11 protein-coding genes (1 of these 11 only partly in view) are annotated in these 12024 nt (G+C 45.9%); 7 read left to right on the top strand and 4 right to left on the bottom strand.

The genetic code is table 11. From position 1 onward, the window contains the following. The 3 genes from mtgA to nagA form a co-directional block, all read right to left on the bottom strand. Positions 1-471: the 5' portion of a monofunctional biosynthetic peptidoglycan transglycosylase gene (gene mtgA, locus QVP67_RS01115; protein ID WP_022161718.1), read on the bottom strand. 237 nt of this gene lie to the left of the window's left edge; the window shows 471 of its 708 coding nt (coding positions 1-471); it begins with the start codon at positions 469-471; its stop codon lies beyond the left edge, outside the window. Then, positions 468-1142, bottom strand: coding sequence for an OmpA family protein (locus QVP67_RS01110; protein WP_022161717.1), 675 nt, complete (start codon positions 1140-1142; stop codon positions 468-470). The genes mtgA and QVP67_RS01110 overlap by 4 nt, the downstream gene beginning before the upstream one ends. Positions 1143-1309: 167 nt before the next feature. Continuing rightward, positions 1310-2464 carry an N-acetylglucosamine-6-phosphate deacetylase gene (gene nagA / locus QVP67_RS01105; RefSeq protein WP_022161716.1) on the bottom strand — a complete coding sequence of 385 codons (1155 nt, stop codon included), beginning with the start codon at positions 2462-2464 and terminating at the stop codon, positions 1310-1312. An 813-nt stretch (positions 2465-3277) separates the two neighbouring features. Between nagA and QVP67_RS01100 the strand changes: the two genes are divergently transcribed. The 6 genes from QVP67_RS01100 to QVP67_RS01075 all read left to right on the top strand — a co-directional run bounded on the left by QVP67_RS01100 (position 3278) and on the right by QVP67_RS01075 (position 9164). Further along, complete coding sequence (locus QVP67_RS01100; protein WP_022161714.1) at positions 3278-4333, top strand: AAA family ATPase; 1056 nt, start codon at positions 3278-3280, stop codon at positions 4331-4333. Continuing rightward, positions 4330-4980 carry a DUF4276 family protein gene (locus QVP67_RS01095; protein ID WP_022161713.1) on the top strand — a complete coding sequence of 217 codons (651 nt, stop codon included), beginning with the start codon at positions 4330-4332 and terminating at the stop codon, positions 4978-4980. The genes QVP67_RS01100 and QVP67_RS01095 overlap by 4 nt, the downstream gene beginning before the upstream one ends. A 242-nt stretch (positions 4981-5222) precedes the next feature. Beyond that, the gene (ettA, locus tag QVP67_RS01090; RefSeq protein WP_071149562.1) at positions 5223-6920 is read left to right on the top strand and encodes an energy-dependent translational throttle protein EttA; all 1698 of its coding nucleotides are present in this window, start codon (positions 5223-5225) and stop codon (positions 6918-6920) included. 171 nt (positions 6921-7091) lie between these two features. Further along, positions 7092-7859 (top strand): threonine/serine exporter family protein, encoded by a 768-nt coding sequence (locus QVP67_RS01085; RefSeq protein WP_022161711.1) that lies wholly within the window; start codon positions 7092-7094, stop codon positions 7857-7859. Positions 7860-7903: 44 nt separating this feature from the next. Then, positions 7904-8410: a threonine/serine exporter family protein gene (locus tag QVP67_RS01080; RefSeq protein ID WP_022161710.1), complete on the top strand. Its 507-nt coding sequence runs from the start codon at positions 7904-7906 to the stop codon at positions 8408-8410. Between the two features lie 31 nt (positions 8411-8441). Beyond that, positions 8442-9164, top strand: a complete 723-nt coding sequence (locus QVP67_RS01075) for a DUF6064 family protein (RefSeq protein WP_022161709.1) — start codon at positions 8442-8444, stop codon at positions 9162-9164. Between the two features lie 200 nt (positions 9165-9364). On the opposite strand, the gene ispE is transcribed toward QVP67_RS01075, so the two are convergent. After that, positions 9365-10195 carry a 4-(cytidine 5'-diphospho)-2-C-methyl-D-erythritol kinase gene (ispE, locus tag QVP67_RS01070; protein WP_022161708.1) on the bottom strand — a complete coding sequence of 277 codons (831 nt, stop codon included), beginning with the start codon at positions 10193-10195 and terminating at the stop codon, positions 9365-9367. 149 nt (positions 10196-10344) lie between these two features. On the opposite strand from ispE, the gene dnaB reads away from it, so the two are divergent. Next, entirely contained in the window at positions 10345-11916 is a 1572-nt protein-coding gene (gene dnaB / locus QVP67_RS01065; protein WP_022161707.1) for a replicative DNA helicase, read from the top strand. Positions 11917-12024: the final 108 nt, after the last annotated feature.

Here is a 12024-nt window from a genome sequence, read left to right as displayed (position 1 = left end):
GATGGAGTTCAGATAGACTTCCATGATCCGTTCTTTCGACCAGCATAGTTCGATAAGGCAGGTAAAGTAACATTCGAATCCTTTTCTGATCCATGACGACTGGGGCCAGAGGAAGACATTCTTGGCTGTCTGCTGGCTGATGGTGCTTGCACCGCGTTTCCGTTTGCGGGTCTTGTTCTCCTTGATTGCTTTTTCGATTTCAATGAAGTCGAAGCCGTTGTGCGAGGCAAAACGGTTGTCCTCAGAAGCTATGACGGCCATGGGAAGGTGAGGCGATATTTCGTTTAGAGGTACCCATGTGTGATGCCATTCCGGAGAATTTCCTTTAAAGATTTGCTGGGCGCTGCGTATCACCATGAGAGGGGTGATGTATACCGGCATAAAACGATAAACCACTACCATGACGGTAGTGGTTATAAAGAAAAACAATATCAGGTTGCGGAGTATCCGCAAAGCTTTTTTCATTGTCATTGTTGGGCCTCTGCTTCTTTGATCATTTGCTCGCTGGCGTACATGTAGACTTCTACACGGCGGTTTTGCTCAGCCGAAAGGCTTTCATCGTACTCGTCGTAACCCACACCCTTCACTTGCTTGAACTGTGCCGGAGATACGCCGCAATCCTGCAGATAGTTCTCTACCGCATAGGCGCGGTCTTTGGATACTTTGATATTGGCCTCGTAGGTTCCTACTTTGTCGGTATGCCCGATGATGGCGATGTCGGTTGTCGTATCGTCTTTTAGAATTTGAGCCAGTTCACGCAATGATGCCTTCGACGTATTGCTTAATGCGGAAGAGTTGAAGGCGAACAGAATGCCCGAATCGAAAGAAACCTTTACGGCGGCCAGTCCGTTCGTATCAGTAACCTTTTCGACCTGTGCCCCTTCTATCTGGGCAGCTTCTGCGGCTTTTTTATCCATCTTTTTACCGATGATTACCCCTGTTCCCGTACCAACGGCTGCTCCTACGGCAGCTCCAATGGCTGCACCTTTACCTTTACCGATCAGGCCGCCGATAATTGCTCCGGCTGCTGCTCCTGATCCGCCACCGATGATACCACCTTTGGTAGTATTGTTCATGGTGCCACAGCTTGCTAATAACAAGGCTCCGCTAAGTATGAATGCGGTTGTTTTCATCTGTTTCATGTTCTTTCTGTTTTAAGTTGATAAATATCTGCAGGAAAGCGTTTGCTACGCTTTTTGTGTACTTTTTGCCGTTCATAAAACTGCCGAACCGTTGAATAGGTTTGATTGATTAACTTTTTTTACGATTTTCTTTTCAGTCTTTGGAGGGCGTCAAGCTACATATCCTATCAGATGTTTTGCAGTTTGCATATTCCATATTGCCATACGGCACGGACGTTTAAGTCTTTGTCCAAGATGACGATGTCAGCATCTTTATCTTTCTGGAGCGAGCCTTTCCGGTCGTCCACTCCCATAATGCGGGCCGGAGTTTCGGCGGCCATCCGCAGAACGTCGCCCAGTGGAATGCCTGCTTTCACCATGGTGCGGACAAGGGTATCGCTGGTGGCGATACTGCCAGCCAGTGACGAGCGGTCGGCCAGCTTGCAGACTCCGTCTTCGATGATGATGCGCGGATCGTTTACAGGTTTTCCTTCATTGGCTGCCGACGAAAGGGCATCGGTGACAAGGCAGGTCCGTTCTACTCCCTTCAGCTTGTAGGCAAGGCGCAGGATGGTAGCGGGCAGATGAATGCCGTCGGCAATCAGTTCGATCGTCATGTCATCTGTCAGGTAGACACTTTCTACCGTACCTTCGTATTTGTATTCACGACGTTTGTGGAAGCCCGGCATGGCGTTGTAGAAGTGGGCCGCATGGGTAAAGCCGGCTTCATAGGCCGATTTTATTCCATCGTATTCTGCTTCGGTGTGCGACAGGGCTACCAGGATGCCTTTCTTTTTCAGATAGCGGGCAAAGTCGAGTGCACCCGGCAGTTCGGGCGATGCATCCCAACGACGGATGCAGTGTGAGTTTTCTATAAGCTCCTTGTATTCGTTTTCATCAACGGCTTTTACCATTCCGCTAAACTGTTCGCCAGCCATGGTCGGATTGAGGTACGGTCCTTCGATGTGGAGACCCATTACCGGGCTTCCGGGCTCTTTCATCAGTTGTTCACAGATTTCCGTAGCCTGATGCAGTTTGCTGAACGGTGAAGAAGACAGGGTAGGGAAGAAACTGGTTGCTCCGTGCTGAAGGTGTGCGTCGATGATGGTACGGAAAGCCTCTTCTGTACATTCGGTAAAGTCGTGTCCACCTCCGCCATGGGCGTGCATGCAGACAAAACCAGGTACGATGTACATGCCTTTGGCGTCGATCATTTGGGCACCGATGATGGCGAGGTCGCAATTGGTTACTTCGAGGATTTTCCCGTCTCTTATCAGGACAGAGCCATCATTCAGCCAGCCTTGTGGGGTAAATATACGTCCGTTGATAATTTGAGTAAGCATTGTTTTTACAGTTTTTTGTGAGTCGCTCCGGTTCTGTACACCACGTGTATAGTTCTGGAAACTGACTCGGTTGTTTTTTCAATAGAGCGTATCGGACGATAAGATAGCGTATAGCCATTGCTTATCGTGTAATACAGGTTTCCGACAAAGTTACGCAATTTAACTGATTGGAGGATATGTTTTCCCTGAAAAAATTGCTATAAAAGTTTAAAATCTGAAGTCCGGCTGTTTGCCGCAGCTTTCCCCCGGATTTTACTTAAGTTTTGGATTCGCATTTCTCCTGAGCTTGACACCCTGGCCCCTCAATATTATAACTTTTCCTCACGCGCGTGCAGGTGAAGCTTAACTTTCATTCACAATAGTGTTAAACCTCACCTACACGCGCGCGAAGAAAAAGTTGGTATTTTTAGATGTCAGGGTGTCAAGTGTAATGTTTTTTATTAGAGAAAAACGGCTTTGAATGCTCTTTCGTAAAGTGCCTCTTTGGGAGTCTAAAGTCCCTCTTTACGGTACTAAAGAGGCACTTTGCAGGGGGGAAAGAGGCACTTTGTCGATGGTATGAATGGTGGAAATTGTATTGGTGGCTGTTTCCCGGTCGTTTTTTGTTGAATTATGCTTATCTTTGCTGACATAAGCCGCGCCATGATGTTTGTGTCTTTTGACAAGCTGGCGAATCTTGTCATGAATACTTTGATTTATGTTTATTGGTTGAAGACGAAGTATTTTGCGAAATAAATAACGAGTGTTGATCAACGAGTTTGCTCATTTATGGGAAATTGTTATCTTTGCAATAGTCTCTAACAACAGTTGGCTATGGACAAAGTAGAAATAAAAGGATATAAATCGTTCAAGGAACTTAAACTCGATCTGCTTCCCATCAATATATTGATAGGTTCCAATGGGTCGGGGAAAAGTAACTTTTTGTCTTTTTTTGAATTCCTCAACCGCTTGTATGAACAAAAGCTTACGGAATATGTAGCGCTGAATGGAGGTGTTGATAAATATTTCTTCCAAGGTAGCAAGATGACGGATGCTATTGCGGCTACCATCTATTTCAAAAACAATTCCTACTCGTTTGAACTGAAAGAAGGGGACAACAAATTAGTGTTCTCAAAGGAGAAATTGGGCTACTATGGCTCGTACTCCGATATAGCAGGTTTTGGCAACGAAGCCTGCATTAAGACGTACGACGGATTGTCGAGGGGCGAATACATTCGGAGATATCTGTCTGAGATAAAAAAATATCATTTTCACGACACAGGCAAAAGTTCTCCGTTCACCAAAGAAAGTCACATCGTGAACGACATCTACTATCTGTATGAGAAGGGGGAAAATCTGGCTGCTTTTCTGTATGGCATCCGAGAGAATTCTCCCATCACCTACAAAAGGATTGTGCGTGTCATCCAAAGTATCGCGCCTTATTTCAGTGATTTCTATTTCAACGTGAGTGCGACCGATACGGTTCGTCTGCAATGGACAGATAAATTCAGTTCTACCGTATACGGCCCGACAGACCTTTCTGACGGAACCGTACGCTTCATTGCACTGACTACACTGTTTTTGCAACCGATGCCCCCTAAAGTCATTATCATTGACGAACCCGAGCTGGGACTACATCCTTTGGCCATACAGAAATTGGCTGGCTTGATAAAGTCGGTGGCGTCCAGAGGTACCCAGGTCGTTGTAGCCACCCAAAGTGCAGACCTGATAACCAACTTCAATGTCGAAGATGTGATTACCGTCAACCAGGTAGAGGGCGTTTCGGTAATGAAAAGACTGGAGGCTGAAAACTTGGAAGCCTGGCTGGAAGACTACACGCTGGGCGACTTGTGGAAACAGAATATTCTGAAAGGAGGGCAGCCGACATGAAAAGATTGATTATCGTTTGTGAAGGAGAAACGGAACAGGCTTTCTGTAACGATGTTCTGCACAGTCATTTCCTGTCCAAGGATATAGTGCTCGAAGCACCTACCATCAAGCACTCGAACGGCGGTATTGTGGCATGGGATACTCTTAAGAAGCAGATTGTCAAGCACCTGAATGAAGGAAATTGTATGGTTTCCATGTTTGTGGACTATTACCGCATCCGCGATTCGTACCATTTCCCGGGGTGGATGGAAGCTAAAGGAAAACTCAACCTGTACGACCGGATGCATTACCTGTTCGAGCAAATGTCGCAGGATATGGATGAAAAGTTGCGTCCAAGGTTTGTTCCTTATATTCAGCTGCACGAGTTTGAAGGGCTGTTATTCAGTGATATTTCTGTATTTCCTGATAACTTTACGAAGGACCAGCTTGATTTCAAGCAGTTGGAAAGTGCGGTAAACGAGTTCAATACTCCGGAAGAAATAAACAACAGTCCTGCTACCGCGCCTTCAGAACGGCTGAAAAAAGCCGTCAGCGGATATGACAAGGTGACTGACGGTGCTTTTCTGGCTATGGAAATAGGCTTGAAAACTATCAGGGAAAAATGTATCTTGTTCAATGAATGGATTGGACGATTGGAAAATTGCTAACTTCCTTGTATCTAAAAAATAATACCGTATCTTTGTAACTTGAACTGCCATACGCAAATGGAGGAACGCGGGCGGATGCCTGGCGGAGTCTGGATGGCAGAGGAGGATTGCTTACCCGGAGCATCGGAAAGATCGGCGCACAATCCTTGTTTTATTTTATTAATTGAGTTTGAAAGAATCTGCCGGTGAGGCTTGAATATGCGCTGAATAGATCTCAGCGGCAGGTTGTTAACGAAATTTTTATGGCAACAGTTGACGATAAAAAAATTATTTTCTCGATGGTAGGGCTGAACAAGACCATTCAGCAAAACAACAAGCAGGTATTGAAGAATATCTATTTGTCGTTCTTTTACGGAGCCAAAATCGGTATTATCGGTCTGAATGGTTCGGGTAAATCTACTTTGCTGAAGATTATCGCCGGATTGGACAAGTCATATCAGGGCGAAGTGGTGTTCTCGCCGGGATATTCGGTCGGGTATCTGGCACAGGAGCCTTATCTCGATCCGACGAAAACAGTGAAAGAGGTTGTGATGGAAGGCGTGCAGCCCATTGTAGATGCACTGAACGAATACGAAGAAATCAACCAGAAATTCGGACTGCCGGAGTATTACGAGGATCAGGACAAAATGGACAAGCTGTTTACCCGGCAGGCCGAGTTGCAGGATATTATTGATGCAACCGATGCCTGGAATCTGGACAGCAAGCTGGAACGGGCCATGGACGCATTGCGCTGTCCGCCCGAAGACCAGTCGGTAGAATTCCTGTCTGGAGGTGAACGCCGCCGTGTGGCTCTGTGTCGTCTGCTGTTGCAGAAACCGGATGTGCTGTTGCTGGACGAGCCCACCAACCACCTGGATGCAGAGTCGATAGACTGGCTGGAGCAACATTTGCAGCAATACGAAGGTACAGTGATTGCTGTGACGCACGACCGTTACTTCCTGGATCATGTGGCCGGATGGATTCTTGAACTGGACCGTGGCGAGGGTATTCCCTGGAAGGGTAATTATTCGAGCTGGCTGGAGCAGAAGACGAAGCGCATGGAGATGGAAGAGAAGACTGCCAGCAAGCGCCGGAAGACCTTGGAACGAGAGTTGGAGTGGGTACGTATGGCACCCAAAGCCCGTCAGGCCAAAGGAAAGGCTCGTTTGAACTCGTACGACAAGTTGCTGAACGAGGATGTGAAGGAGAAGGAAGAAAAGCTGGAAATCTTTATTCCGAACGGACCGCGTCTGGGCAATAAGGTAATCGAGGCCAAACACGTAGCCAAGGCTTATGGAGACAAACTTTTGTTTGACGACCTGAATTTCATGCTTCCGCCTAATGGCATTGTAGGTATCATCGGACCGAACGGTGCCGGAAAGACGACACTTTTCCGCCTGATCATGGGATTGGAAAAGGCCGATAAGGGAGAGTTTGAAGTGGGCGAAACAGTGAAAGTGGCCTACGTCGACCAGCAGCATAAGGATATCGACCCGAACAAGAGTGTATATCAGGTGATTTCGGGTGGCAATGAGTTGATTCGTATGGGAGGACGGGATGTAAATGCCCGTGCTTATCTGTCGCGTTTCAATTTCTCGGGAGCCGATCAGGAAAAACTGTGTGGCGTGCTTTCGGGTGGTGAGCGCAACCGTCTGCATCTGGCCATGGCACTGAAGGAAGAAGGTAACGTGCTGCTGCTGGACGAGCCGACCAATGATATCGACGTCAATACGCTGCGTGCACTTGAAGAAGGTCTGGAAGACTTTGCGGGATGTGCGGTGGTCATCAGCCACGACCGTTGGTTCCTGGACCGTATTTGTACACACATCCTGGCGTTTGAAGGCAATTCGAACGTGTTCTTCTTTGAAGGATCTTATTCGGAATACGAAGAGAACAAGCTGAAGCGTCTGGGCAAGGAAGAACCGACCCGTGTGCGCTACAGAAAGCTGATGAACGATTGATCTGAATGGATAAAGCAGAAAGAGAATGGGCTGTTGCGGCTCATTCTCTTTCTTTTTAGAAAAACAACTATTTGTTATGTAAGATTAAAAAAACTATCGTGTTTTTCCCTGTTATCTTCTGGAAAATCGGTAACTTTGCGGCGTTTTTCAGTTGATAATGTCTTATTGAATATGTATTCATCAAACGAGTTAAAAGAGATAACCCGGTTTTTGTTGGAATATGCCAACCGCTTAATGGGATCTGGCGTGCATACATCGCGTGTTGTCCGGAACACACGTCGGATAGGAGAGTCGTTGAATGTGGACGTAAAAATGAGTATTCTTCAGCGCACCATGGTTGTCAGCGTGTGCGATAAGGAAAATCAGGAAGTTTATAATGAAGTTTCGGTTATTCCGAGTTTCCCGATCAGTTTTGAACTGAATGCAGAGCTTAGTGCGCTGAGCTGGGAAGCCTTCGATAAGCATTTGCCGCTGAACGTGCTGTGGGAGAAATATAACAAGATTATCTCCAGTCCTAAAATGGATCCGCTTTGTACATTGTTCCTGGTAGGTTTTGCCAATGCTTCTTTCTGTGCTTTGTTCGGGGGCGACTGGACAGCGCGCGGCATAGTCTTTTCGGCTACTCTGATTGGATTTTATGTGAGGCAGATCATGCAAAAGAAGCATATCAATCATTACATCGTTTTTGTGGTTTCGGCGTTTGTCGCTTCGCTGGTGGCTTCGTCGGCTCTTACGCTTGATACTACTTCCGAGGTGGCCATCGCTACCAGTGTGCTGTATCTTGTACCGGGTGTGCCGCTGCTGAATGGAGTTATCGATATTGTCGAAGGCCATGTGCTGACAGGATGCAGCCGCCTGATTCAGGCTTTGTTGCTGGTTCTGTGTATTGCGGTCGGCCTGTCGTGTACGCTGATGATGATCAGGAACAGTCTGTTGTAACGGCATAAATAATTGATTTGTAGAGTTATAATAAATTCAAGGAAATGATACTATTGGATATTCTGACAGATGGAATGTTTGCGGCGGTTGCTGCAATAGGTTTTGGTGCCATCTCCGATCCTCCTTTGCGTGCTTTCCCTTCCATTGCGTTGCTTGCTGCCATAGGGCATGCTTTGCGTTTCAGCCTGATGACCTATTGTGGAGTGGATATAGCTACGGCCTCTTTGTGCGCGTCTTTCAGTATTGGTATGGGCAGTTTGTTGCTGGGCAAGCGGATTTATTGTCCGATGACAGTGTTGTATATACCGGCCTTGCTGCCGATGATTCCTGGTATGTATGCCTATAAGATTGTCTTCTCGCTGATTATGTTCATGCAGAACCTGCAAGATCCTGTGTTGCAGCATAAGTATTTGCTTGATTTGTTTACGAATACGATTGTGACATGCAGCGTCATTTTTATGCTTGCGGTGGGGGCAACGATGCCTTTGTTCTTGTTCATTAACCGTGCTTTTTCGATGACCAGGCATAAAGATCAAGCGGAGAAGTCCTGAAATTATTAATGATATTATTAAAGTATAACGAATGGAAGTTTTTTGGAATACAATTGCGCATTATAACGAAAATACGTGGGTAGCACAGATTGTAATTACATTTGTCGGTATCATACTGACGGCTTTGCTGTATCATAAACCGACTCTTTGGGTCAAACGCTCTGTAAAGATTTACATGGTGTTCTTGAATTCATGGATCTCTGTGGTCTATTACATGATGTACTGCTCCACCAGAAGTTATAACTATATACTTGCTATCTTTTGGGGAGTTATGGCCTTGCTGTGGTTATGGGATCTGCTTACGGACTATACTCCCTTCGAACGCAATCCGCGTTATCGATATCTGGTAGCACTGCTGTATCTGATGCCTTTCCTTTATCCGGTATTATCGTGGGCGCGTGGTATGGAGTTTCCGGCGATGACTACGACTATCATGCCTTGTTCGGTTGCGGTATTTACCATTGGCCTGTTATTGTCTTTTTCGAAGAAGGTCAATCTGTTGGTCATCTTGTTTTTGTGTCATTGGGCACTTATTGCCTTTTCCAAGGTGTATGTCTACAAGATTCCGGAAGATTTGTTGTTGGCAAGTGCGACCGTACCGGCTATTTACCTGTTCTTCAAAAACTATTTCGATCAGAACCTGCATAAAGAGACTAAACCAAGTGCACGGTTTATGAATTGCTTTCTGATTATTATTTGCATTATTATCGGTATTTTCCTTAGTATTACCCTGTATCAGGGTTTGACAAACTGATTCTTTTCGTAAGAGGGAATGTCAGAAAAAGAAAGTGTGTCAAATTAAGGAACCGCTTTCTTTTAGGCACGGATTACGCGGAAAAACGCAGAGATAGAAGAATAATCATCCGTGAAATTCCGTGTAATCCATGCCTGAAAATAACATAGGGTTTGCCTTGCTTTCCCTCTTTAATTACTCCCCAGAGATATCCGCAGGCTCTATCGCAATAGACCTTGATAGACAAATGCTCCTTTTCCGAAATCTGTTTCTTCCGGAATGTTTGCGTCGGGGCGGAACAGACCGAAAACAGACGAACCCGATCCACTCATGGATGCGTATAGGGCTCCGCATTGGTATAACTGTTGTTTGATGTCTCCGATGGCGGGAAACTTGGAGAAAACGCTTGCTTCGAAATCATTTACCATGTATTGTTTCCATTCTTCGACCGGAAGTTTTATGATTTCCTTTAGGGAATGCTGTGGGCGGTAAGGCTTGATTTTAGCAAAAGCGTCTCGTGTAGATACAAATATGTCGGGTTTCACTAAAACGATGCGGTAGTCTTTCAAGGACAAATCGATAGAAGAGAAAATGTTTCCGATACCCTCGGCATACGTCGGTTTGTTCTGAATGAAAAAGGCACAATCGGCACCTAATCGGGCGGCGTAGTCTTCCAGTTGTTGGGTTGTCAGGTTCAGCTTAAACGTATTGTTAAGGAGAAGTAGCATGAATGCTGCGTCGGACGAACCGCCCCCAAGACCGGCTCCAAAAGGAATATGTTTGAATAAATGAATGTCGATGGCAGGCAGATTGAAATCTGCATCCAGCAGCTTATATGCCTTTACAACCAGATTGTTTTCGACATCTCCGTCTATTTTAAGCCCGCTTTGATACAGGCGGTATTTAGCCGTTTTATCGTCCGAGAGATTGATTTCTAACGCGTCTTCTATCGGAACAGGATAAAATACGGTTTCAAGATTATGGTATCCGTCGGGGCGTTTCTCAATGATGTTCAGCCCCAGATTGATTTTAGCATTTGGAAAAGTAAGCATATAAGCAATATTTTTATAAATATGTCTGCAAAGTTAATAAAATCTGTGGATACAAGTTGATAACAATATAGGTTTTAGTGTATGTGGAAAACGGAAAATAAGTTATCTTTGTTGTCCGATTATAAATTTAGAAATAGGAGTTTTATATTGTGGCAGAACAGAAAAAGACAATACGCAGTTCGAGAGGAAAAGCTCCTCAGCCTGTAAATGACTACGGGCGCATTCAGCCTCAGGCACCGGAGCTGGAGGAGGCTGTACTGGGAGCGTTGATGATTGAAAAGGATGCCTATTCTTTGGTCAGCGAGATATTAAGGCCGGAATCATTCTATGAGCACCGGCATCAGTTGATATATTCTGCAATTACAGACTTGGCCGTCAATCAGAAGCCGGTTGATATCCTGACTGTGAAGGAGCAGTTGGCGAAGAGAGGTGAGCTGGAGGAAGTTGGAGGTCCTTTCTACATCACACAGCTGAGCAGTAAGGTGGCTTCTTCGGCACATATCGAATATCATGCACGTATCATCGCCCAAAAAGCACTGGCTCGGGAGCTGATTACGTTTACCAGTAATATTCAGGCCAAGGCTTTTGACGAAACGCTGGATGTGGACGACCTGATGCAGGAGGCGGAAGGCAAGCTTTTCGAGATATCCCAGCAAAACATGAAGAAGGATTATACGCAGATTAATCCGGTTATTGCCGAGGCTTATCAGCTGATTCAAAAAGCTGCGGCCCGAACAGATGGTTTGAGTGGATTGGAGAGTGGATTCACCAAGCTGGACAAGATGACTTCGGGATGGCAGAATTCGGACTTGATTATTATTGCGGCTCGTCCGGCCATGGGAAAGACGGCCTTTGTGCTTTCGATGGCGAAGAATATAGCGGTGAATTATCGCAATCCGGTTGCTTTGTTCTCGCTTGAAATGAGCAACGTCCAACTGGTAAACCGTCTGATTTCGAATGTTTGCGAGATTCCAAGTGAAAAAATCAAAAGTGGTCAGTTGGCCGATTATGAATGGCAACAGCTGGATTATAAACTGCGTGATTTGCTCGATGCTCCCTTGTATGTGGACGACACTCCTTCGTTGTCGGTGTTTGAGCTGCGTACGAAGGCGCGGCGCCTGGTGCGTGAGCACGGAGTGAAGCTGATTATTATCGACTACCTTCAGCTGATGAATGCAAGTGGTATGTCGTTTGGAAGCCGCCAGGAAGAGGTAAGTACAATCTCCCGTTCACTGAAAGGACTGGCGAAAGAGCTGAATATTCCTATAATTGCTTTGTCTCAGTTGAACCGTGGAGTGGAGAACCGTGAAGGAGAAGAGGGCAAACGTCCGCAGCTGAGCGACTTGCGTGAATCGGGAGCCATCGAGCAGGATGCCGATATGGTTTGTTTTATTCACCGACCGGAATATTATAAGATATATACGTCGGCCGATGGAACGGATTTGCGTGGTATGGCCGAAATAATTATAGCCAAGCATCGTAATGGTGCGGTGGGTGATGTCCGTCTACGATTTATCGGTCAGTATACGCGTTTCCAGAATCCGGAGGACGATATGGTAATTCCACCTCCTGCAGAAGGTGGCGGAGCGACATTTGGTTCGCGAATGAATACGCCGATTGGCAGTCCTTCTACTCCGCCGCCTCCATCTGCTGCGGATTTCATTCCTCAAAACGAAAATCCGTTTGGAGGAATGGGAGGGGATGGACCCTTGCCTTTTTAATATAATAATGTATATACGGATTGGGTGGAGTAATTTGTCTGTTTGGACAGGTTTTTGTATTTTGCTATAAATTAGCGCTTTAGCAAAAACTTCATCAAAAACATGAAA

This window comes from Bacteroides sp. CAG:633, assembly GCF_000435115.1.
Classification (GTDB): Bacteria; Bacteroidota; Bacteroidia; order Bacteroidales; family Bacteroidaceae; genus Bacteroides; species Bacteroides ndongoniae.
Note: the sequence above shows the minus strand (reverse complement) of the source record. Positions and strands in the feature narration are given on the sequence as shown.